The 22,548-nt window shown below is 49.2% G+C and carries 30 protein-coding genes; 25 read left to right on the top strand and 5 right to left on the bottom strand.

Annotation, left to right across the window (positions count from 1 at the left end; genetic code table 11):
• Positions 1–15: 15 nt before the first annotated feature.
• The 3 genes from P2R09_RS10930 to P2R09_RS10920 form a co-directional block, all read right to left on the bottom strand.
• Complete coding sequence (locus P2R09_RS10930; protein ID WP_225613739.1) at positions 16–690, bottom strand: hypothetical protein; 675 nt, start codon at positions 688–690, stop codon at positions 16–18.
• A 615-nt stretch (positions 691–1,305) separates the two neighbouring features.
• On the bottom strand, positions 1,306–2,517 hold the full coding sequence (locus P2R09_RS10925) for an HNH endonuclease (protein WP_275769594.1): 1,212 nt from the start codon (positions 2,515–2,517) through the stop codon (positions 1,306–1,308).
• A 97-nt stretch (positions 2,518–2,614) separates the two neighbouring features.
• Positions 2,615–3,454 (bottom strand): phage repressor protein CI, encoded by an 840-nt coding sequence (locus tag P2R09_RS10920; protein ID WP_275769591.1) that lies wholly within the window; start codon positions 3,452–3,454, stop codon positions 2,615–2,617.
• A gap of 114 nt (positions 3,455–3,568) precedes the next feature.
• Between P2R09_RS10920 and P2R09_RS10915 the strand changes: the two genes are divergently transcribed.
• The 10 genes from P2R09_RS10915 (at position 3,569) to P2R09_RS10870 (ending at position 11,035) form a co-directional block, all read left to right on the top strand.
• The gene (locus P2R09_RS10915) at positions 3,569–3,970 is read left to right on the top strand and encodes a hypothetical protein (RefSeq protein ID WP_086905965.1); all 402 of its coding nucleotides are present in this window, start codon (positions 3,569–3,571) and stop codon (positions 3,968–3,970) included.
• A gap of 31 nt (positions 3,971–4,001) precedes the next feature.
• A complete protein-coding gene (locus P2R09_RS10910; RefSeq protein ID WP_275769584.1) occupies positions 4,002–4,511 on the top strand; it encodes a phage regulatory CII family protein in 510 nt (169 codons plus the stop codon).
• 9 nt (positions 4,512–4,520) lie between these two features.
• Complete coding sequence (locus P2R09_RS10905) at positions 4,521–4,709, top strand: phage filamentation protein Fil family protein (RefSeq protein WP_275769582.1); 189 nt, start codon at positions 4,521–4,523, stop codon at positions 4,707–4,709.
• On the top strand, positions 4,673–5,014 hold the full coding sequence (locus P2R09_RS10900; RefSeq protein WP_275769579.1) for a DUF5347 family protein: 342 nt from the start codon (positions 4,673–4,675) through the stop codon (positions 5,012–5,014). The genes P2R09_RS10905 and P2R09_RS10900 overlap by 37 nt, the downstream gene beginning before the upstream one ends.
• 67 nt (positions 5,015–5,081) lie before the next feature.
• Positions 5,082–5,312, top strand: coding sequence for a DUF2732 family protein (locus tag P2R09_RS10895; RefSeq protein WP_275769576.1), 231 nt, complete (start codon positions 5,082–5,084; stop codon positions 5,310–5,312).
• On the top strand, positions 5,312–5,536 hold the full coding sequence (locus P2R09_RS10890) for a TraR/DksA family transcriptional regulator (RefSeq protein WP_275769574.1): 225 nt from the start codon (positions 5,312–5,314) through the stop codon (positions 5,534–5,536). Before P2R09_RS10895 ends, P2R09_RS10890 begins: the two co-directional genes overlap by 1 nt.
• Positions 5,536–7,764 (top strand): replication endonuclease, encoded by a 2,229-nt coding sequence (locus P2R09_RS10885; RefSeq protein ID WP_275769571.1) that lies wholly within the window; start codon positions 5,536–5,538, stop codon positions 7,762–7,764. The genes P2R09_RS10890 and P2R09_RS10885 overlap by 1 nt, the downstream gene beginning before the upstream one ends.
• A gap of 109 nt (positions 7,765–7,873) precedes the next feature.
• Complete coding sequence (locus P2R09_RS10880) at positions 7,874–8,050, top strand: hypothetical protein (RefSeq protein WP_003854585.1); 177 nt, start codon at positions 7,874–7,876, stop codon at positions 8,048–8,050.
• A gap of 298 nt (positions 8,051–8,348) precedes the next feature.
• Positions 8,349–9,311, top strand: a complete 963-nt coding sequence (locus P2R09_RS10875) for a hypothetical protein (RefSeq protein ID WP_275769566.1) — start codon at positions 8,349–8,351, stop codon at positions 9,309–9,311.
• Positions 9,308–11,035: an RNA-directed DNA polymerase gene (locus tag P2R09_RS10870; protein ID WP_275769563.1), complete on the top strand. Its 1,728-nt coding sequence runs from the start codon at positions 9,308–9,310 to the stop codon at positions 11,033–11,035. Before P2R09_RS10875 ends, P2R09_RS10870 begins: the two co-directional genes overlap by 4 nt.
• 3 nt (positions 11,036–11,038) lie before the next feature.
• On the opposite strand, the gene P2R09_RS10865 is transcribed toward P2R09_RS10870, so the two are convergent.
• Positions 11,039–12,064, bottom strand: a complete 1,026-nt coding sequence (locus P2R09_RS10865) for a phage portal protein (protein WP_275769561.1) — start codon at positions 12,062–12,064, stop codon at positions 11,039–11,041.
• On the bottom strand, positions 12,064–13,827 hold the full coding sequence (locus P2R09_RS10860) for a terminase ATPase subunit family protein (protein WP_275769558.1): 1,764 nt from the start codon (positions 13,825–13,827) through the stop codon (positions 12,064–12,066). Before P2R09_RS10860 ends, P2R09_RS10865 begins: the two co-directional genes overlap by 1 nt.
• A 144-nt stretch (positions 13,828–13,971) precedes the next feature.
• On the opposite strand from P2R09_RS10860, the gene P2R09_RS10855 reads away from it, so the two are divergent.
• The 15 genes from P2R09_RS10855 (at position 13,972) to P2R09_RS10785 (ending at position 22,548) form a co-directional block, all read left to right on the top strand.
• Complete coding sequence (locus tag P2R09_RS10855; protein ID WP_275769555.1) at positions 13,972–14,820, top strand: GPO family capsid scaffolding protein; 849 nt, start codon at positions 13,972–13,974, stop codon at positions 14,818–14,820.
• 52 nt (positions 14,821–14,872) lie between these two features.
• On the top strand, positions 14,873–15,952 hold the full coding sequence (locus P2R09_RS10850; protein WP_275769552.1) for a phage major capsid protein, P2 family: 1,080 nt from the start codon (positions 14,873–14,875) through the stop codon (positions 15,950–15,952).
• 3 nt (positions 15,953–15,955) lie between these two features.
• Positions 15,956–16,624, top strand: a complete 669-nt coding sequence (locus P2R09_RS10845; protein ID WP_275769550.1) for a terminase endonuclease subunit — start codon at positions 15,956–15,958, stop codon at positions 16,622–16,624.
• A gap of 92 nt (positions 16,625–16,716) precedes the next feature.
• Positions 16,717–17,187 carry a head completion/stabilization protein gene (locus P2R09_RS10840; protein WP_275769547.1) on the top strand — a complete coding sequence of 157 codons (471 nt, stop codon included), beginning with the start codon at positions 16,717–16,719 and terminating at the stop codon, positions 17,185–17,187.
• Entirely contained in the window at positions 17,187–17,390 is a 204-nt protein-coding gene (locus P2R09_RS10835; protein ID WP_064704198.1) for a tail protein X, read from the top strand. The genes P2R09_RS10840 and P2R09_RS10835 overlap by 1 nt, the downstream gene beginning before the upstream one ends.
• Before the next feature lie 2 nt (positions 17,391–17,392).
• On the top strand, positions 17,393–17,611 hold the full coding sequence (locus P2R09_RS10830) for an HP1 family phage holin (protein WP_010255079.1): 219 nt from the start codon (positions 17,393–17,395) through the stop codon (positions 17,609–17,611).
• Positions 17,595–18,104 (top strand): lysozyme, encoded by a 510-nt coding sequence (locus tag P2R09_RS10825; RefSeq protein WP_275769538.1) that lies wholly within the window; start codon positions 17,595–17,597, stop codon positions 18,102–18,104. Before P2R09_RS10830 ends, P2R09_RS10825 begins: the two co-directional genes overlap by 17 nt.
• Positions 18,101–18,523: an Rz-like lysis system protein LysB gene (lysB, locus tag P2R09_RS10820; RefSeq protein WP_192072557.1), complete on the top strand. Its 423-nt coding sequence runs from the start codon at positions 18,101–18,103 to the stop codon at positions 18,521–18,523. Before P2R09_RS10825 ends, lysB begins: the two co-directional genes overlap by 4 nt.
• Positions 18,420–18,692 carry an Rz1-like lysis system protein LysC gene (gene lysC, locus P2R09_RS10815; RefSeq protein ID WP_275769532.1) on the top strand — a complete coding sequence of 91 codons (273 nt, stop codon included), beginning with the start codon at positions 18,420–18,422 and terminating at the stop codon, positions 18,690–18,692. Before lysB ends, lysC begins: the two co-directional genes overlap by 104 nt.
• On the top strand, positions 18,625–19,092 hold the full coding sequence (locus P2R09_RS10810) for a phage tail protein (protein ID WP_275769529.1): 468 nt from the start codon (positions 18,625–18,627) through the stop codon (positions 19,090–19,092). Before lysC ends, P2R09_RS10810 begins: the two co-directional genes overlap by 68 nt.
• Positions 19,089–19,535, top strand: a complete 447-nt coding sequence (locus P2R09_RS10805; protein WP_275769527.1) for a phage virion morphogenesis protein — start codon at positions 19,089–19,091, stop codon at positions 19,533–19,535. Before P2R09_RS10810 ends, P2R09_RS10805 begins: the two co-directional genes overlap by 4 nt.
• A gap of 580 nt (positions 19,536–20,115) precedes the next feature.
• Positions 20,116–21,297 (top strand): reverse transcriptase family protein, encoded by a 1,182-nt coding sequence (locus tag P2R09_RS10800; RefSeq protein ID WP_194717614.1) that lies wholly within the window; start codon positions 20,116–20,118, stop codon positions 21,295–21,297.
• Positions 21,294–21,506, top strand: a complete 213-nt coding sequence (locus P2R09_RS10795) for a retron Se72 family effector protein (protein WP_275769522.1) — start codon at positions 21,294–21,296, stop codon at positions 21,504–21,506. The genes P2R09_RS10800 and P2R09_RS10795 overlap by 4 nt, the downstream gene beginning before the upstream one ends.
• A gap of 110 nt (positions 21,507–21,616) precedes the next feature.
• Entirely contained in the window at positions 21,617–22,201 is a 585-nt protein-coding gene (locus tag P2R09_RS10790) for a phage baseplate assembly protein V (RefSeq protein ID WP_275769520.1), read from the top strand.
• Positions 22,198–22,548, top strand: a complete 351-nt coding sequence (locus tag P2R09_RS10785; protein ID WP_275769518.1) for a GPW/gp25 family protein — start codon at positions 22,198–22,200, stop codon at positions 22,546–22,548. The genes P2R09_RS10790 and P2R09_RS10785 overlap by 4 nt, the downstream gene beginning before the upstream one ends.

Below are 22,548 nucleotides of genomic sequence, written 5' to 3'. Positions count from 1 at the left end.
AAGTTGTCCAGTCTGTCAATCCATGTATTTAAAATGCGATATCGTCCAGTCTGACTCACGCACGACGACTTCAAGTGTGTATTCTTTATACTCATATTCCATTGTTTGCTTATTAAAGCGTAGTTTAAACAATCTGGTCTCATATCTGAACATACCTTCACCTTTGCGGGGATCTGCCATCCGCCTGCCATAGCGAATCGCTCTTTCCTGAATTTGCAGAGGGACATAGCGACTCGGTTCATACATATGTTTTGCAGCAGTCTCGGTCATTTTAAGGTTACGTGCATGCAGCCCGAGTTTAAGTCTGCTGCGCAGAAAGGATATAGTGGAGTGACTGAGCTTCGCATAAACAGCGGCACGTGCCCCTGATTCAAACAGCACCCGCCCTGTACGAAGGATACGAAAAATACCCAAGCCAAACAGGGCAATATCAGTGGGATCGATCAGGGGTGTTTCAAGCGGCGCTTCTTCCAGCCTGACAAAATGTCCCTGCACATCATAAATCTGCCATAAGCCCGGAGCCTGTACCACCGTGTAACCGATACACATTCCGCTGGCTTCATCTGTTACGGGCTTTGCATTTCGGGGCAAATGGCTGGGCCGAATCTCAAAAAAAACGCCCTGAGGCAGTCTCGACTCAAATGTGTAGTAACGTCCGAATTCCTGTTTTGCTGCTGTTCCTGAAATCATTCTCAATCCCTCGTTCATGACAATGGCTGTTTTATAGTGCCACAAGAAGATAAAACAATCATTTTCTGATAGATGCCCATGATCCTGTTAACAGACGGCAACTGCGTGTGCCCCTTTCCCTGATGTCAGACCATGAGCACTCCCTCAAAACAGCATGCATCAAATGTCTGATTATCTTTATGGTGTCCGCATCGTCTGAATAAACGATGCCAGGCGCACAATTTCTACCACAATCGTAAAATGTTCTAAATCGTTCAGGATATTGATGCTGAAAATGCAACATAAGCGTACTTATTGCGACAGGGTATAAGCAGGCTGCGTAGTTATTTACTAAAGGATAGAAACGGCAGGTTTAGTAAACTCAATCCACTGGCGTTGATGGCGAAGAAAAATAGCGACAAAGTGGCGGCACAGAGTCCAGCAGAGTAGAACAGGAAGTAACAGGAGCGGGCTTAACTGATTGATTTCACGTTAAGTCATTGATACGAAGTGCCAACCAAAAAAAGACCGAATACTATTAATAACTATTTAAATCATAAAGTTATAGTGGCAAGTGGCGATGTTATGGCGGCATCGCCAGCGCTGATCATAAATACAGTAATTGCTAAAATGCAGTTACTGATAGGAATATGTTTTTCTGTGCCAATAAAGATACTTAGCATTGCTGGGATTAATTAAGAATTTCCTTTCAGGATCAATGCCTAACTTTTCTAAAATGTCAGTTCCCCGTAATTTATCCGAAATGAGCATTTGGCCATTATCTTTGAAGCTTATAAAGCCTCTATCAAAAAGAACATCAACACTGGCGGATAGAAGTAAGCCATTTCCAGGATCTAATCTTTCCTGATTCGTTGAGTCTCTCCAAGGCTTAATATGACTCGCTCTCAACAAATCAGGAAGCTCAATTCCAGTTACAATACATTTTTTATGTAATGCAATTACATCCTGCCTAAACTTACCCTGCCCTATTCTTGCATCGACAAGCTGTTGGCGCTCGGTCACAGGAATGTTTATGTTTTCTTCAATTTCTGAAATGTCTTTATTTATCTCACTTATCTCAACATCATTTTTTTGTACATCAGGAACTGCTTTATCGATAATTTCAAAACCCAATTTTTTCAAAATCTCAAAACACGGTGTGCCATTACCACCTGAAAACTCGTCTGAAAACAATGGCCTGTTTATTACTTTGGCTGCTGCGAAGCCAAATATAACCTTTGGAGCAAAAAGTTCGAGTCCATACTTAAGATCATAAGTTGATGATTGCTGATATTTATAATGCGATTTATTCAATGTGTTATAACTTTTTATAACATTCAAAACATCACTTCGTTTAAGTTCAACTAGCAGTTCAGCAAGGTTATGCACTCGGTTGTTCAAACCTTTTTTTAATGCAACTGCTTTACCATTAGATAAAAAAACGCCTGCTCTTGAGAGTAAAAAATTAGCCACATTAGCTGGGATATTAGAGCAGTAACCCTCTTGGGATTTTCCCTCAGAAGTTATTGGTGAGTACTTTATTTTTTTATTATCCACCAAATACTCTTTGTGCTCTAAAATCGAAACGGGATTTTCCAATTTAAAATGCTTAAACTTTACTCTCCATAGTTCGCCTTCCTTATCTTCACTATATATAACTGAGCTTTCTGTAACTCCAATATATGAAATTATTCCTTTGGAGCAGAAGAATAACACATCTCCTTTTCTTATATCCTTGACTGACTCCCTATAATAACTGTAATTTACAGAGGGCCGCGAGTTAATGTAGCCCTCTTCCAATTCTTTAAGCTGAGATTTCGGTTTTTGTGTGATCCAGAAATAATCCATCTTAATGCACCTCCAATTTAAAAGTTTTTTTATTTTTCATGCTATCAATCTATTGAAATATTAGCAGAATAAGCCTGAATGAAAATTGCAATTCATATTAATTATAAGTCAGTGTTAGCACCACTTTACCAGCAGCTTTTATTTCCTCGACGCCACATGTAAAATTATTGCCCTTACCTGTCACGTTTAACTTTCGGCCCGGCAATAGTGCTATATCATAGATATCATATTTATCATCAATGCCAATTAGCCAGCGGCCGTTACTTATGTCTTTAACACTCTGGTCTACTATCCATGCCTCGACGTTACCTGAAATAAATATTGGCTCAATAATTGGTTGTTTAATGAAGCTAAAATCTGCTAACCAAGTCCCGCTATCAATCAACACACCTGCTGCCAAATTCTTATGCGGGATCTCATGACCACTTAAATCTTTAAGACAATTGTTGTGATGCTTACCCTTCCCTGTAGCGAGCCACTCTAATGAGGCACCTGTATCGAGTGCACAAGTCACTACTACATCTCCAGGAAAATAATTTCTGCGCACCCATGTACTGACTGTGCCGGATGATATGCCAAACAGGTCGCAGAGTTGCTTCTGAAGCGTAAAGCCATAAGCATCCATGATCCGACGTAGTACAGGCTTGCCGCCGTTTGAAGTTATCTCGCTATAAAGAGCCTCGCCTTTTGGAGCATTAGGTTCATTTTCAAATTTTGCTTTTGCAAGTTCACCCGTTACTAGCCATTGCAAATCGGCACCAGTGTCCAACGCGCACTTGATTATTGAGTTTCCTGGAACACTATCACGCTGCGTCCAGCCACTAATGTTGTTTGCAGGAATTTCAAGGGCTGCTGCAAGGTCTTTCTGCGTGCTAACACCATAAGAAGACATCAATCTTTCGAGAATCTGAGCGCTACCGCCTTTCTCTGCAATCATAAAAACACCAAAAAGTGATAAATAATCATTTACCAAATCGTTTTTACGATCTAAAGTGCATTCACACCACATGAAACACGATAGAACAAAACGGACCAAAGGAGATATTGCGTTATGCATACTGAAAATGCAAACAGCCAGAACGCATTTGACTTAGTGCAATCTCAAGATTTTATTGCCAATGTCGCAGCGATTTTGATGCCAGCTATCAGCGACGCGGTAAACGACGCCGTAAACAAAGCTGTCACGCTCGCCACATCCCCAACCATGTCTAAGCAGGACTTTGCTGCAGCCAACCGCATCAGCCTGTCTGTGCTGGAGAAATGGATTGCTAATGGCGTTGTCTTGCTTGCCCCTACTCCATCTTTCACCTACACACAGAACCGCACTAATCGTAAGACCGGCGAAGTGGTAGAAACCACCATGACGAAACATGGCAATCCTCTTATCAATGTTGCTGCATGGCGTGAGAAGAACCGCCAACAAGCAATCAAATGCCGCTATATCAAACCATAACTTGATTTTGCAAGTTAAGAAGGATCTGAGCATGTTTGATTTCAAGGTTTCTACCCATACCCATTACGATGATGCCTGTCGCAAATTCGCGTTAGCTCACAACATGGAAGACGTCGCTAAGCAGTCCGGCATGCGTGCGCAAACGTTGCGTAACAAGCTGAATCCAGACCAGCCACATCAGCTTACCGTCTTAGAGGTTTTAGCCCTTACCGATGTCACTGAGGATGCAACGTTGGTTGATGGCCTGCTGGCGCAAATACAGTGCCTCCCCTGTGTGCCGGTAAACGAAGTAGCTGATGAAAAATTCCCCCTGTATGTCATGAAAGCCACCGCAGAAGTGGGCCAGTTAGCAGCTGGGGCAACCTCTACAGAACCTATGACTGCCAATTGTAAACGTGGCCTGCTGCAAAATGTTAATAGCGGTATTCGCTGCTTAACACTGGCCGCAATGGCAGTACAGGCGCGCATTCAGGCTAACCCGGCACTGTCCTCAACTGTCGATGCTATCAGCGGCATCGGTGCATCGTTTGGCATGAGTTGAGGGGGAATCATGATCTCACTGGCTGCAAGGCTCACACGCCAAAGCCCATCCATGTCATACGGACACGGCTGGATTATGGGAGAAAACGGTAAGCGCTGGAATCCGGCAACACCGTCAGCTTCAGAAGTCAAAGCACAAGCATTACCTAAGAGGAGCAAATCATGGCTATCGAAGGCGATTCCATGCTGGTCGAACTGACAACCGGTCAACGCGTTGCCGCACTGAATCATGTCGCTCTACTCCGCGCGCAATTGATGGGCGGTAATTGTGAAAAAGATGTAGCCCGTTTTATTGCTGAAATGCGCGATGTAACAGACAGCAATTATCAGGATAACAAGCGTGCTTTAAGTGCCATTTTCTTTCTGGCAAACATCGGTAAAGACCGGCACTCAGCCGATTTTACTGATCTCACTACTGATGAAAGAAACGCGTTGATTCGCACAATGAACCACCTGAAAGCCGTTGTGAGTTTATTTCCCAAACGAATGACTCTTTTAAGCTAAATAACCCAAAGCAATTAATTGGCGTAAACCCGCCGGGATTCGCTTTGCCTGAAGAAAGGAAAATCACATGCTGAATAAATCATCTGGTACCACTAAGCCTGGTTCCTATATCGAACTCGATATGATGCTGAATGATGCGCGCAAGGAAGAGCGTCTTGCTCGTGCAGAACTTATGGCCTCACGCCTCAATGTATTGGCATGGAAGATCCGTAGTGATGGAATGACACACATCGAAGCAGCCGAGCTACTTAATCAGGAAGCGGAAAAAATTCAGGCTAAGATTGAGGAGGCGCACTAATGGCTGACTCAATGGACATCGTGCAGCAGCGCACCGATGAAATGCTGGCTCGAAATATCGCCAATATCGTCAATCGCGCGCCTGCTATAAGCGCCTCATTTTGTGAAGACTGTGATGACCCAATTCCTGAAAAGCGCCGGCGCGCGTATCTGGGTGTAACTCGCTGCGTTTCCTGCCAGGAAATTGAGGAACATCGCAGTAAACACCGGCAGGGTAATTCCTGATGCATGAGGAATTTGCTTACCCGTGGAATGCTCCACGGGAAGCCATTGCCAGCCCCTATCCCACTTATGAGGAAATGCACAGCCGCAGTCAGATGATTGCGGCTTTAGTGCGTGCGCAGGAGTTGCTCGTTATGCAGCCTGCTCTGATACAACTCGACGTTAAACGCCGCATCAGCGATCTGGAAAAGACGCAGGGAACAGCCCGCGCCAATGCGTACTTAGCAAAGACATTTGTTGAGCGCACATTGCCACGCGTTGAAACCGTTAACGCTCAATATCGTGTCGGGGTAATGAAGGGGAGCACATTAAAGTTACTCGGCGGTAACGCAACTGAGCGTGACAATGCGGCTGTAGCCGGTGGTCAGCTTTTCAATCTGATGCGCCGCTTCAACCGACTGCCTGACATGGCGCGCGCCGACGTCGATCTACTGGCCGGGGATGTTGCTAATTTCATCCTCGCCGAGCTGGTACAGGCACACGCGCAGGCCAGCGACGAGTCAGATTACAAATACACGCACCGTGTTTACATGACCGCCTCCACCATCACCCGCGAGCTGAGCCAGACGCCCCCCCTGTGGGAAAAGGTCACGTCGCGCCTTTTTGACCCGGAGGAAGTTACTCCGGCAATCCTGCGTATGCAGACGGAAAAGTGGTGGAAAGGCAGGCTGCGTCGCGTGGCCGCATCATGGCGTGAACATCTTCAGATTGCCCTGGCTAACGTCAGCAAAAAGCACACCCCCTACGCCAGCACCATGACCGTTTCAGAGTGGCGCGAGCAGAAGCGCCGCACCCGTGAGTTTCTGAAGGGAATGGAACTAGAAGACGAAGAAGGCAACCGCATCAGCTTGATTGAAAAATACGACGGCAGCGTGGCTAACCCGGCGATCCGCCGCTGCGAGCTGATGACCCGCATTCGCGGTTTCGAAAATATCTGCAATGAAATGGGCTTTATCGGCGAATTCTACACGCTGACCGCCCCCGCGCGTTATCACGCCACAATCAAAACCGGGCATCGCAACCGTAAATGGAACGGTGCCAGCCCGGCAGAAACGCAGCGTTATCTCTGCAGTGTCTGGCAGAAAATCCGCGCTAAGTTGCACCGCGAAGAAATCCGCATCTTCGGGATCCGCGTTGCTGAGCCTCATCATGATGCAACCCCGCACTGGCACATGCTCATGTTTATGCGCCCGGAGCAGGCTGAGCGCGTGCGCGAGATTATGCGCGACTACGCCTGGCAACAAGACGGCAGCGAGCTGACAACCGACAAAGCCCGTAAGGCCCGCTTTCACGCTGAGGCTATCGACCCGCATAAAGGCAGCGCGACAGGTTACGTCGCTAAATACATTTCCAAAAATATTGATGGTTATGCGCTGGATGGTGAGACAGACGACGAGAGCGGAAAAGATCTGAAAGAAACTGCCTCGGCCGTTTCTGCCTGGGCGGCACGCTGGCACATCCGGCAATTTCAGTTTGTGGGCGGTGCGCCGGTCACGGTTTACCGCGAGCTGCGCCGCATGGCAGACAGCGAAACCGCGCACGGCCTGAGCGTTGAGTTTGCGGCCGCGCATGACGCCGCCGACGCAGGAGACTGGGCCGGATACGTTAACGCGCAGGGTGGCCCGTTCGTGCGCCGCGACGAGCTGGCTGTGCGCACCTGGTATCAGGCAAGCGAAGAGATAAATGAGTACGGAGAGGAAACCGTGCGTATTAAGGGTGTTTACGCAACTGAAGTTGGCGACGATACGCCAATTTTAACCCGTCTGATGCAATGGAAGATTGTCCCAAAACGTGCCGTTGATTTGGGTTTTGAATTTAAGGACGCGCCTGCGTCCTCTCGGAGTTCTGTCAATAACTGTACGGAGCCAACAGATTCTAAAGCTGCTATCGATTTCTCTAAGCCCCCTACTCGCGCCGTGCGCAGAAGGATTATTAAGCGATTAAGAGAAAAGCCAGCACAAGAGCAACCTGAGCCGGACAAATATCACTATGAACTGAGTCATTACGCAGAACGGGATGCTTTGAAAAAGAGTTTCTTTGAGATCTCAAGGTTGACACTGTCCGACGGTGAAGCTGTCCGCATGATGAAAGGTCACAAAATCAAAGTTGGTGAGCTTTCTTACTGGAGCGGTACAAGCGGGTATCTCTTCCATAGACGTCGCAAAAATGCCGCCCCATTAAAGCGCTTCAATGCACTAGCGAGAAAAAGAGGCATACAGTTGCCTGATTAATAAAACGGCAGTCGGACTAATCTGAGCCGCACGATTGTTTACGATTTTAGTTCATCATGATACTGTTTATACATACAGTATATTTTGACTAGAAGGAGTTAATCATTTGATGAACATAGATAATCTAAGTGAAACAGTTGCCCGCATTCAATTCATTGCTGACGTATCGCTGATCGCACATTGCAAAGAAGACGAATTAAAAATGGCACTATCGATGATCAGTGACATGGCAGGGACAATCGACACAGCTATTTTCGAAGCCGCTATTTACTGTCAGGCAGAATGATTGATTGCCCCTTCCATACCGTTCACTAGCCACCTTTCAGGTGGCTTTTTGCTTCTGCATCAAAGTGCATATGCTTGCATGAATCCGCATGATCCAAATTGGATCGCTATACGTTTGTAAGGCCAGAGCTGGCACGCTCAGAGCTGGTACATGCACATGCATGAAAAGCGATGCATAAAGCGGGCAGGCGTGGCGGGGATAGCATTGCGCGAGAACACATGTAAATCAAAAAATAAATTGAGTTTTTCTTAAAAATTATTTAATTTGACCCACCTCCTTTTCAACTAAAAATAACAAAATGATATTAAGAGAAAAAAAACGTTTTCTTCCCTTAAACCAAATCCCAGTTTCTCTATGGGATGTTAAGGAGGAGACTCTAAAATTGCCCGGAGAGTTAATTTCAAGCTGGGTTCAATTACTTGATAGTGAAAACCTACGAGAGATGGCTTTAAATGATAGTGTTAGTAATAGTACAGGTGGGCAGGATAAATGCGAAACCGACACGCATCTAGCCAATAAATACACTGGCTCATGTGCCAGAACAATTCTTTCTATTATTGATCCACTAGATAAAGCTAAACTTGCATCAGATACATATATATCCATATTTTCTGGCGGAGACGTTTTCTTATTAGATATTCCTGCAGGAGCTGGTTCTGGAAGCGTATCTATATTATCAACACTATATGAATTAAGAAGTAAAAATATCCTCCCCAGATATCCACTTAACTTGAAAATACTAGCTGGCGAAATTTCGCCATCAGCAAGAGATTATTTTTCTAGGCAAATTGAAGGATTAAAACCACTATTAGCGACTCAAGCAATAATTGTGGAGTATGAGATAACAGATTGGGATGCAGTTAATCTTCAAAATAACTTAGATTTTGTTGTCAAGATGTATGAGAAAGGAAAAGGGATTCCGTGCAAACTGATTTTAATAACTAACTTTTCCGGTTTTTTAGGAAGCGAACAAAACTGGGATTCAGCAAAAAATAGCTTCGAATCAATTTTCCATGTTAACAAAGATGATAATAGTCATGTCATATGGATTGAACCACAAATCAGTAAGGCAAGAAAAATTGTCGGAAAAATAGCAAAGTGGTTCTTCACAAAGTTCCCTTTCTTTATTCAAGAAAACAAAATTGAGGATGACCTACATTGTGAAACTGAGATTAACTGCTCGCATCCACTTAAGGATGTTAAGTTCAAAACAAGAATGAAAATTATGTGTTTTAGACTAACTCAAAGGAATGATCAATGAAGACCACTCTAGCCGTCAAAGCATTATCTGCATATCGTAAAAGAGATATCATCCCTTACTTAGCTTTAAGGTATTATCTTGAAGCACCGACGTCCAAAACAGATTATTGGATAAGTAACATTTGTACACGACTTGCTAACAACACAAAAAAAAACTATATAAATGTTAAACACTTTAAAGAAACCGTTGGCGATGAATACATTTTTCGTGACATATTTTACCCTTCACCTAACGAAGCATTGGCCGAAACTTTCCTAATAACTGAGATTAGCAAAGTATCAAAAATGCACCCTGAGAACTATGTCTACAGTTACATGCTTGAGGACGCCACATCAAAAAATGGTGTTTTCATTAATTATTTCGATGGATTAATTAGAAGACAAAAAGATATAGCTTTAGCATGTAATTCAAATATTGGTAAGAAACTTTCATATAGTGATATTAAAAAGTTTTATCCTAGCATTTCCTTAGAAGATGCTAAATCCACATGGGAAGAACACACTACCAAAAACAATATTGACAGGAAGTACATTGACCTCGGGTTGGTTTTATTAGAAAACCAAATTACAGCTTCGACATTTTTTCATGACAACCAAAAGCTTCTTGTCGGCCCGTCATTCAGCCATGTTATCGCAAATCTAATATTAAAAGACATTGATATCAAAATGCATGATATAACAGATGGTCATTACTACCGTTACGTTGATGACATTATAATGATAGGTGATGAGAAAGAAATTGAATCTTGGAGAAGCATTCTAAGAGAAACCCTGCTTGAAAAGAAGTTAGAACTACACGACAAAACCAAAGATTTTGTGATATCTACCAACGAATGGCTTTCAGGTGAACACGACTTTTCAGATAATCTAAGCCGAGGCTGGGGCTATTTAATTGGTGATATTAAGAAATATTTATTACTCAATCCTGAAAAGACAGACTCTTTACAATCAGAGTTTAAAGAAAATGGAATTAGGATACCTGTTTTAGACTACTCAAATTCCATTCGTAATAAAAGTTACATTGAGAGATTCATTAGCAATTACAACTTTAAAAAGTGGTTTCGGCGAAAGTCAAAATCCTTATCGATTGAATCCATATTATTATCAGCTAAGAAATGCAAGAATAGCTTATTGAGGGTTTTGGATGAAGAAGATGCATTATTTAATTCAGCTGAGTCTGATTATGAGAAAAAAAGAAGAGTCCCTAAGATAAGATATACAGCTGGAAGACTATTATACTTGCTCAACAAAGAAGAGTTAAATGTTTTGTTGAGTAAAACGATAAAATATCCAGAGCTGTATCTGCTTAATGCAATCGCAAAGAGCTTAATTAGTAGAGATGTTACTCAGATTATTCAGATGGGTCTTAATACCACACAGGCAGCTGCGCAACTACTTGTTGCTGATGGAAATGAGGTGACATTTGATATATCAAAACTTGAAGATAGCGATCCTAGCGTAGTAGAACAATCACTATCTATTTTAGGATTATATAAAATGAATTTCCCTAACACTGAGTTTGGTGGGAACTTCATAAAACTACTTTCTGGCGATGAGAATGACATTACCGAAATGATGAGCTCTAAGAATGACTTTATCAAAGAGTTTGCTTGTCTGCATGGCATTTCCCATCCAGACCACCTAAAAGTCTTACAATCAGGGTTCGATGAGGATGAAGATATTGTGCTCGATCTTCTAGATCAAATACAACCATCGAGCACATAAAAATTAAAGGTCGTAATTTTTAAACTTGACTACATCTATTCCAACCCACTCGTTCATATCTGAGATTCTATTTTGTAAGGAATGGAGTTCATTCCTTACAAAAACTTTTGCCGCTTTTTCCACATCTCCAAATCCTCCACTGTTTTCAGGTAAAATACCCATCATCTGCGGCGGCACGCGGTGCGCGCTTAACAGGTCGTCGCGGCTGGCCTTCTTGATGTTAAAGAAATCGTCTTTCGTCGCCACTTCACTAAGCGGCAGGATCTTAATGCCGTCCGGCTTGCCGTTCGGCGCGTACATGAACAGGTTACGGAAGTTACCCAGCCCTTTTGTATCGCGCATCGCCTGGCGCATCCGGTCAACGTCGCTGCTGCTCTGCGCCGCGTCAGTCATGTAGAGCATATAACCGGCGTGTGCGCCGTTCTGATAATACTTGCGGCGGAACAGCGTCGCCGCCTCATTCAGCCAGGCGGAGTTAAGCGCGCTGAGGTATTCCGGCAGGCCGTAAAGCTCCTGATTGATATCCGGCTCCAGCAGGTGAAACACGCTGCCGGCCGAAAATTCATGCGGCTCTTTCCAGTCATTCACAAACCAGTAAACGCCATCCTTCACGCCCCTGCGGGTGAATTTGGCCGGGGTGGTTTCAAGGCGCAGCGGCTTACCCAGGCTGTTACGGCGCAGCTCGGCAAAGGCGTTACCGAAGACCAGATAATCAAGCGCAAACTTGCTGAATTCCTGCTGACTGAGCATTGGGTGCGGAATGAAGGTCGAAGCCAGAATGTTGCGCTTTACGTAAATCGGCGAGCTGTGATGCACGGCCGAGCGCAGGCTCTTAGCCAGCCCGCTGAAACTGACCGGCGGCTCAAACCAGCGCCCGTTACCGATGCACTCGGCGTAATCCAGAATGTCGCGCTTATCCATGACAGGCGTCGGATCGCCAAAGGTAAACGCTTCGGCGTGCTGCTGCGGTGCGGTTGCCTGTACCGGCTGTGTGGTGGTGTGAGCCTTGCGGCCTCTGCGTTTGCTCATCAGTAAAATTCCAGAATAGAGGGGTTAGCGCCGCCGCTGGCTGCGGTAAGCGGTTCGTTTAACAGTGCGTGCATGATGGCCCAGGCAACGTCTGCATGGCTGGCTTCTTCGCTGCGGCTCGCTTCATAGGTTGAGCGGTTGCCGCTGGCCGTCATGGTTTTGCGGATAGCCATAAACGACTGCGTGATATCTGTCGCCCCGGCGTCATACTCAAGCCGCCCGCTGCTGATAGTGTCTTTTGCCTTCAGTACCATCGCCGTTTTGACTTCGGGTGAGTATTTGATTTCGCGCGCGGCCGGATAAAACTGGCGTACCAGCTGGAAAACACCCTGGCCGATGCCGGTTGCATCCACGCCGATATATTCCACGGTGTATTTTTTCGTTAAGTTCTCGATAGATTTCGCCTGCGCGGCAAAGTCCATGCCCCGCCACTGGTGACGCTCCAGCACGCGGAACTTTCCGCCCGCAACGAGCGGCGGCGCGATAACCGCACAGCCTGCGCTGTCGCCGGTATGCGACGGGTCATAGCCAATCCAGACCGGCCGGTATGCAAACGGGCGCGGCAGGTACGGGTTAAAGTCTTCCCACTCTTCTAGGCTGTCGATCATGCAGCTTTGCAGCTCGGCGAACGGGAACACGCTCGCCTCATCATCGACAAACTCACACATCAGCAGGTTCTGATATTCCGCCGGGCTGTACTCAAGCTGCAGCTGGTCAATGTCGAACAGGTTACAGCCGCCGGTCAGCGCATCCTCAACCGTGACAATCTGCCGCCACTGTCCGTCACCGCACAGCGCGCCTTTCGCCAGGTGAGAATGCGACAGGTCTATCTCGATGCGGTCATCTTTGCTGCGACGCCCCTTGTTAAACAGCTCGCCTGACCAGAACGGATAAGCACTGTGCGACAGGGCCGACGGCGTGGAAAAGTACGTTGTGCGCCATTTTTTGTGCAGCGACATGCCGCTGGCGACCTTGCGCAGCTCCTGGAATTTCGGGATCCAGAAATATTCGTCCAGGTACAGGTTGCCGGTGTAGCTCTGCGCGGTACGCACGTTGGTGCCGAGGAATATCAGGCGCGCCCCGTTCGGCAGCACGATGGGATCGCCTTTCAGGTCAACATCAGCCTGGCGGGCAAAGTCGATGATGTAGTTTTTAAAGACGTGCGCCTGCGCCTTGCTGGCCGAAAGAAATATCTGGTTGCGCCCGGTGGTCAGCGCGTCGATCAGCGCCTCGCGGGCAAAGTAAAACGTTGCGCCAATCTGACGTGACTTCAGGATATTGCGGATGCGGTGAGTCAGCCCGGCTTTATGCCAGTTGAGCTGATACTCAAAGCAGTTATCCATAAACACGCCGGTCAGCTTGTCTGTCTGTTCCTCGCTGAATTCATTTTTAACAACCGGCTGGCGCTCGCCTTTGTTGCGATTGCGCACGTTAGGGTTTAAGTCGGCCTCGTTGCCGCTGCTGCGGTAGCGCTCAACGCGGGCAAGGCGCTCAATCTGACGGCCGAGCGCGTCTATCTCTTTGTAATCACCATTCCCCTTTACCTCTTTCATGATGAGCTGGATCAGCCGGGCTTCCATGCTGGATTCAACGCGACTGATGGGCGCAACGTCGTCCCACGCGTCGCGCAGCTTCCAGCTCTGCACGGTTGGCGTTTTCTGTCCGAGCGTCTCCGCAATCTGGCGCACGGAATAACCCTGCCAGTAAAGCAGCGCGGCCTGACGGCGCGGATCGCTGATGATGGTTGTCGGTGTCATGTTCATACCGGCAAGGCTACCGGGGCCGAAAATGGCGCGCCTGCTGTCCCTGTTTGCTGATGCATCAGCGGGCTGGCATTCGTTGAGCGATTGGGTGGCGACGGGGAAACTGGCCCCGAACCGACCCAACACCTGACCGGAGCCTGATTAATGGCAGCAATAAAAGCAAAGCGTTTTCGTATCGCAGTTGAAGGCGCAACCACTGACGGCCGTGTCATTTCCCGTGACTGGATTTCGCAGATGGCGAAAAACTACAGCCCGGAAATGTACGGCGCACGCATCAACATGGAACACATCCGGGGCTATGCCGCTGACAGCACCTTCCGCCGCTTTGGCGACGTGACCGCCGTCGAGGCGGAAGAAATCGGCGACGGCCCGCTCAAGGGCAAGCTGGCGCTGTTCGGCTGGATTGATCCGACGCCTGAGCTGGTCGGGCTGACCAAAGCGCGCCAGAAAATCTACACCTCTATTGAAGTTAACCCGGAGTTCGCCGACACGGGCGAGGCGTATCTCGTCGGCCTGGCCGTCACCGATGACCCGGCAAGCCTCGGCACTGAGATTCTGAGCTTCAGCGCCACGGCCAGAGTTAATCCGCTGGCGTCCCGCAAGCTGGATAAAGGCAACCTCTTTACCGCCGCTGAAGAAACCGTCATCGAGTTTGAGGAAGTGGCCGAGCCGTCACCGTCCCTGCTGGCGCGCATCTCGGCGATGTTCTCTGCCAAAAAGAAAACCGATGGCGAGCAGTTCGCCGACGTCAGCGCGGCGGTAACAGCCGTCGCCGAGCAGGTGCAGCTGAACGCGGAGAGCCAGACGCAGGAGCTGTCGGCGCTGGAGCAGTCCGTCACCGCACGTCTGGAGGCCATCGAGCAGCAGGCCGGGGAAGACCGCGCCGCATTCGCTGCGCTGCAGGGCCAGCTTTCGCAGACCGACGGCAGCTTTAACCGCCGCCCGGCGGCAACCGGCAGCGATCCGAAGTCCGGCGCGCAGACCGACTGCTAATCAGGCGTTGCCTGAACGTTAAACCCCAACACAGAGATAAACAGGAACGCCAATGCGCAAGAATACCCGCTTTAAGTTTAACCAGTTCATGACCCGCCTCGCCGAGCTGAACGGCGTCGAAACCGACGACATGAACAAAAAGTTTACCGTTGAGCCGTCGGTCACGCAGACCCTGATGAGCCGCGTGCAGGAATCTTCCGACTTCCTGACCCGCGTCAACATCGTGCCGGTGTCCGAAATGAAGGGCGAGAAAATCGGGATCGGCGTGTCCGGCTCGATTGCCAGCGTGACCGACACGGCAGGCGGCGATGAGCGCGAAACCGCTGATTTTGCTGCGCTGGACTCTAACGGCTATGAGTGTGTGCAGGTCAACTATGACTTTCATATCCGCTATAACACGCTCGACCTGTGGGCGCGTTATGAAGATTTTCAGGCCCGTCTGCGTGACGCCATCGTAAAGCGCCAGGCGCTTGACCGCATCATGATCGGCTTCAACGGCGTGACCCGCGCCAAAACCTCGAACCGTGCGAAGTTCCCGATGCTGCAGGACGTAGCCGTGGGCTGGCTGCAGAAGTACCGCGAGCATGCGCCGGAGCGCGTGCTGAGCAAAGTCACCGACGAAACCGGTGCCGTGGTGTCGGCGAAAATCCGCGTCGGCAAAGGCGGCGATTATGCCAACCTCGACGCGCTGGTGATGGATGCCACCAACACCCTGATTGAGCCGTGGTATCAGGAAGACCCGGAACTGGTTGTGATCTGCGGCCGTCAGCTGCTGGCTGACAAGTACTTCCCGATCGTCAACCAGTCGCAGGCCAACACCGAGCAGCTGGCAGCCGACCTTATCGTCAGCCAGAAGCGAATCGGCAACCTGCCAGCGGTGCGCGTGCCGTACTTCCCGGCCAGCGCACTGATGATCACCCGCCTCGATAACCTGTCGGTTTACTGGCAGGAAGGCACGCATCGCCGCCTGATTGACGAAGTGCCAAAACGCGACCGCATCGAAAACTATGAATCCATTAACGAGGACTACGTGATCGAGGATTACGCGGCCGGTTGCCTGGTTGAAAACATCGAAGTCGGTGAGTTCAGCGCGGCTGCAAAAGCCCCGGCAACAGTAACCCCGGAGGCGTAACGCATGTTAAGCCCTGCCCGATGTCACCGCATGCGCCAGGAGGCTATCGAAGCCTCGCAGAGTGCCGACAACCCGCTGCGTCACGCCAGCGGCTATGAGCAGATGCTCATCAAGCTCAACGACGATAAGCGCCGCCTGAAGAAAGTGCACTCTAACGAGCGCAAGGCGGAGCTTAAGCGCCAGATGCTGCCGGAGTACCTGCCGTGGGTAGCGGGCGTGCTGGAAAAAGGCAAAGGCGCACAGGATGCCGTGCTGATGACCGTCATGATCTGGCGGCTCGATGCGGGCGACGTGCCCGGCGCGCTGGAGATTGCCCGGTACGCGCTGCCGCATGGCCTTATGCCGCCTGACGGCTTTAAGCGCGCCAGCCTGCCTTATCTGCTGGCCGAGGAAGTCGCCAGCGCGGCAACGCGCGCCTGGACGGCAAAAGCGCCGGTCGATGTTGACCCGCTGCTGGCAACCATTGCGATGACAGAATCCGAAGACATGCCCGATCAGGTGCGCGCCAAGCTGCACAAGATAACCGGGTATGTGCTTCGCGATGCGGGCAGGGCTTCGGAGGCGATGACCCACCTTGTAAGGGCGCATCAGCTGCACGACGGCTGCGGCGTCAAAAAAGACATTGAGCGGCTGGGAACGGCGCTGAAAAAACAGGCCATCGCCAGCCGCTGACCGAACGCGACCCCGCGCACGGGCGGCAGGACGGCAACGCACTTACAGTGTCTGCGCCCTCCTCCACCGCCCACCTATTTCAAAGGCCGATTATGAATAACACGGTTATTATCCCCGCCCCGCGACCGGCAGACGCTGCCGAGCCGCCGGTAAAGAATACGTTTTTCTGGCCTGACGTTGACCTGCAGCAGCTGCGCGATTCGCTGCGCTATGAGGGAACGGTCACGGCGCAGCGCCTGCGCCTGGCCGTGAAGACGGCGATTTCAGAAGTGAACGCCGAGCTGTACGACTGGCGCGCCGCGCAGATTGCGGCGGGCTTTAAGGTGCTGGCCGACGTGCCTGCGGAATCGCTGGACGGCGAGAGCGAAAAGATTACGGCCTACCTTGCCGCCGTCGGCGCGCTGACCGCCGCCACCATCGTTGAGCGCTATCGCGGCTACGACGCCAGCGGCACGAAAAAGGCGGGAGAGATTGAGGCGAGCGCCGACGAGTACTGGCGCGACGCACGATTCAGTATAAGCCGCATCGCCGGTAAGCCTGGCTGCATTGTGGATCTGCTCTGATGAACGTTTACGCGCAGCAGGGCGATACCGTTGATGAAATCTGTCAGCGCTATTACGGGCGTACCGGTCAGGCCGTCGAACTGGTTTACGCGGCTAATCCGGGCCTCGCCGAAAGCGGGCCGGTACTGCCGCACGGCTGCGAGGTGACGCTGCCTGATCTGCCGGAATCTTCAGCAGGTGAAACCGTCAACCTGTGGGACTAAAAATGGAAAAAATCAGCTCTGTGATCAATTACCTGATTGGCCTCATCCTGATGTGGTTCGGCCGTCATACGCCACAGGATATCGCCTTTATGGTCGGTTCCGGCGTGGCCGTTATCACGCTCATTACTAACGTGGCGACGTTCTTTATCAACTGGCATTACCGCCGTAAAACCTACGAGCTGCAGCGCCTGCGGGGGGTGAGCCTTGAGCCAGACCGTTAAACGCTGCGCCGTGGTGGCCGTACTGGCAATTGCCGCGCTGCTGCCACAGTTTAAAACCCTGAAAACGTCCGAGGCCGGACTTGCGCTTATCGCCAACGCCGAGGGGTGCCGCACCTCGCCCTATCAGTGCAGCGCCGGAGTCTGGACTAACGGAATCGGTCACACAGAGGGCGTGAAGCCGCAAAGCCAGATCAGCGAGCGACAGGCGGCGGTCAATCTGGTGTATGACGTGATGCGCGTCGAGCGCGGGATCGATGCCTGTATGCGCAGCGATATGCCACAGCCGGTCTATGACACGGCCGTTTCATTCGCCTTTAACGTCGGCGTGCGCGCGGCCTGCAGCTCGACATTTGCCCGTTACATCATGATGCAGCACTGGCTTGATGCCTGTAATGAGCTGCGGCGCTGGATGTTCGTTAAGGGCGTGAAAAATCGCGGGCTGGAAAACCGCCGCGCTGCGGAAACGGCTTACTGCCTGCGGGGTGTCAAATGACGCGCCTGATAGCTCTGCTTCTGGCGGTGGCTCTGCTGGCGCTGGGCGTGACTGGCTGGCAGTGGAAAGTCGCCAAAGACGATCTGACCAGTGCGCAGCGCATTATCGGCACGCTGTCGGCCGGTATCGAAAGCCGCGATAAAGCGATAGCCAGGCTGGATGCCGATGCGAGGGCCAGCCAGAAACGTGAGGCCGAGCTGCGGCTGATGCAGGGACGCGCCAGCACGGCCGCGCTTAACCGTGAAATGACCATACAGAGAGAAACCGATGCTAATCCGATACTGCGTGACTGGTCTGCTGCTGCTTTGCCTGACGATGTTATCCGGCTGCACGCCCGCCCGGCATTCGCCAGCGCCAGAGATTATCTGGATTGGGTGTCCGCGCGTGACAAGCTGCCCGGTGCCGGGAAACAGCCTTAAAACCGCTGGCGATCTGGCGGCTGACAATCGTCAGCTTGAGGCCGCACTCGCCGCCTGCGGGCTGCAGGTCGAAATAATCAAAGACTGCCAGGAACAACACGATGCTGAAACCACAACAACTGCGTCAGGCGCTGACCGACAGCGTGCCGGAGCTGCAGCGAAACCCTGACGCGCTGAACGTGTTTATCGACAGCGGGCGCATCGTCTCGACGCTTGCCAGCTCGCTGTCGTTTGAATACCAGTACCGGCTTAACATGGTCATTACCGACTACGCCGGTAACATCGACCTGCTGATCGTGCCGCTGCTTGCCTGGCTGCGAACGAATGAACCCGAGATTATGGCAAGCGAGGAAAAGCGCCGGACGGGCTTTACCTTTCAGGCGGATGTTATCAGCGACACGGCCAGCGATATCAGCATTGAGCTGCAGCTGAGCGAGCGCGTGATCGTGAAGCGGGCCGACGACGGGCTGCACGTGACCCACGTCGGCGAGAACCCGCTGCCGGAGAATGACGCCCGGCCGGTGCAGCTTTATGTTCATGGCGAGCTGGTCAGCGAGTGGCAGACATGAGCGAGCTGCAGCGGGTAAATGACCGGCTTGAGGCGCTTATCAGCAGCCTGTCAGCCCCGGCGCGTAAAGAAATGGCGCGTACCATCGCGAAGAAGCTGCGCGCGAATCAGCAGCAGAACATTAAGCGCCAGCAGGCACCAGACGGCACGCCGTTCAAGCCCCGCAAAACGCAGCCGGTGCGCAGCAAAAAGGGCCGCATAAAGCGCGAGATGTTCGCAAAGCTGCGCACCGCTAAATATATGAAAACGCAGGCCAGCCCGAATGAAGCCGTGATCGAGTTTGCGGGCAACGTGCAGCGCATGGCCCGCGTGCATCATTACGGGCTGCGCGACAGGCCATTACGTGGTGCTAAACAAGTTCCATATAGCGAACGCCCGCTTTTAGGCGTGAATGAGACTGACACGCATTTAATTGGTGAAATTATCATTTCTCACTTAAGTTAAATTTATCAGTAAAGTGAAAAAAAATGTTGCTTCTGATGACTGAAGTTGTCTATTATCAAAAAGCAACATTATTCAGGTGTATCGCGCCTGTTGCCGCTCTTTTACAAATGTCATTTAATAAGGTAACGATGCCTTTTGGCGATCCCTCGGGATCATGACCGGCCTCACGGGTATCATTAGTGCGTTTCGTGCAATATGCGTTTTGCAGCATGTTATGCAGCTAATTTATCCGACTATTGTCTGGCGTACGGAGTTAGGAGTGTTTAAGTCGACATAATTTACCTTATTTGACCTCTGGTCTGGCGGCACAATTTTGTGTCCTAAACAGAGATATCAAAGATGAAATTTAATTTCAAACTTAAACTTAATATGACATTTGGTTTTAAAAAGGGTATGACATTACCTAAAACAGAATCAAGTAATGCTCATGAGCAAGTCGACGGAAACAATAAAAGCAATTTGATGACTGCGTTAGTGGCTTCAATCGCTTTGGTTAATTTTTTAACTGCGGTTATGAAATTTCTTCATGCATGGTTAATCAATTAATTTACTCCTAACTCATTTACGACGCGAAATTCTTATGGACAAGCCTTATTACCCTCATAAAGCAATATCATCTGTAAATGTTCTCGCTAAAACTCTCGGTATAAGAGAGAGTCTTCTCATTGAGTTATCAATAAAAAGTGATACTTCATATCATGAGTTTACCGTCTGCACTAAGAAGGGAAAAGATAGGACGGTTTATGAACCTAAGCCTCTCTTAAAAAGATTGCAGAAAAAAATCAATTCTAGAATTTTTGAGAAAGTGAAATACCCTATTTATCTTCAGGGTGGAATCAAAGATGAAATTAGTAAGCGTGATTACGTAGAAAATGCTCGCTTACATTCAAAGTCAAAACCAAGCCATTTGATAGGCTTAGACATTAAGTCTTTTTATGACAATATAAAGACTCCAAAAGTACATGACATTTATAAATACTTCTTCAAGTTTCCAGATCCAGTATGCGATGTCTTAACTAAGCTGACAACTCATAAAGGCAAACTGCCTCAGGGTGCATGCACTTCTTCATATCTTGCAAATCTAGTTTTTTTCAATAGCGAATACAGCCTAGTTTCTTATTTTAGAAAAATGGGTGTGACCTATACTAGGTTACTCGATGACGTGACTTTATCCTCACCTGTACAATTAAGCGAGCATCAGGTTGGGGAAGCTATAAAAAAAGTAGTGGGTTTGTTTAAAAAATATAATCTCAAACATAACAATAAAAAAACCAGCATTGAGAACAATAAGAATATCAAGAATGGTTTTCAGGTTACAGGCTTGTGGGTAGGACATTCGGAACCTAAAACAACTCGGGACGAGCGTCGATACATAAGAATTCTTGTAAAAACTTGTGAACAAAAACATAAGTCAGATCCCTATAGTCAAGAATTTCATGAACTATGGAATAAATCATCAGGCCTTGTTGCAAAACTTAAAAGATTAGGCCAGCCAAGTCATGACTCTCTTAGAGCCAGACTTTCTGTTGTATTACCTCTATATGATCAGAAAATGGCGTCAAAATTGATTATGGAGTGTAAAAGTCTCCTAACCATAAAAAACAAAATACAATACAGTGCTGGAGAAGTCAGTAATATAAATAAGACTTTATATAAGCTTGGTATTTTATCAAGAAACAATCCCATATCATCTTCTATATGGCGAAAAAGAATTAGAGCTAATTTTAAGAACCTACCCAGCAAGAAGGAGTTATGGGAATGATTATTGAAGAGGAGCATTCAGGAGTTGTAAAAACCTTTGATCCCTTCAAAGGCTTTGGTTTTATAACTCGAAAAAAAGGGAAAGACGTTTTCTTTTTCTATGAAGATATTGCTGAGGATTCACATCTTTTTGCAGGTGCTCCAGTGAGTTTCATAATTAAAAAAGGTGCTAAAGGTCCAAGGGCATATAACATAAAGAAAATAAAATGAATGTTATCCATAACTCCTTAAATTGCAGTTAACTTTTTACACTGTTTGTCTATCCTTCAGTAAACATTCATACATACTCTTTTCAATGATTCATAGTCATATTAATGGCTATGAATGAACAACTCTTAGAAATCAAGCGCCTGCTGCGCAACCTGATCCGCATCGGAACCGTGTCGGCTGTCAATCTTGACGGCGGGCTGTGCCGTGTCGATACAGGAAAAAATACGACCGGCTGGCTGCACTGGCTGAGCGCCCGCGCGGGTAAAACCCGTTCCTGGAATGCGCCATCAGTGGGCGAGCAGGTGCTTGTTCTGTGCCTCGGCGGAGAACTTGATACCGGCTTTGTGCTGCCAGGGATTTTCTCTGATGACAACCCGGCTCCGTCAGCCTCGGCCGATGCGATGCGCTGGTCATTTCCTGACGGCGCGGTGATCGAGTACGAGCCGGAAAACGGCGCGCTGACTGCAACCGGCATACAGACCGCAGCTATTAAAGCGGCGGTAAAAATCCTGTTCGACTCGCCGGAAGTGGAATGCACAGCACTGCTCAAAACAGCGCAGCTGGAAGTCACCCAGGGCGGCACGATGAAAGGCGACGTGACGCATACCGGCGGCAGCCTTTCATCAAACGGCAAGGTTCTACACAAGCATAAACATCCTGGCGACAGCGGCGGCCAGACGGGAGAACCGATATGACAACCGAAAAATATATCGGCATGAACCGGGAAACCGGCGGCGCGCTGATCGACCTCGATCATATACGGCAGTCAGTGCGTGACATTCTGCTGACTCCTGTCGGCACCAGGGTGATGCGTCGCCAGTATGGTTCGCTTTTATCCGCCCTGATTGACCAGCCGCAAAACGAGGCGCTGCGCCTGCAGATTATGTCGGCCTGCTATATGGCGATCCTGAAATGGGAGCCGCGCGTAAAGCTGACTGCCATCAACTTTGAGTCGGATATCAACGGCGCAATGGTGGTTGAGCTGTCCGGCAACCGCACCGACAACGCGCAGCCTTTTTCCTTAACCGTTCCTGTGAGCTGA

The organism is Pantoea sp. Cr_R13 (genome assembly GCF_029222565.1).
Lineage (GTDB): Bacteria > Pseudomonadota > Gammaproteobacteria > Enterobacterales > Enterobacteriaceae > Pantoea > Pantoea eucalypti.
This window is presented reverse-complemented; position numbering and strand designations above follow the sequence as displayed.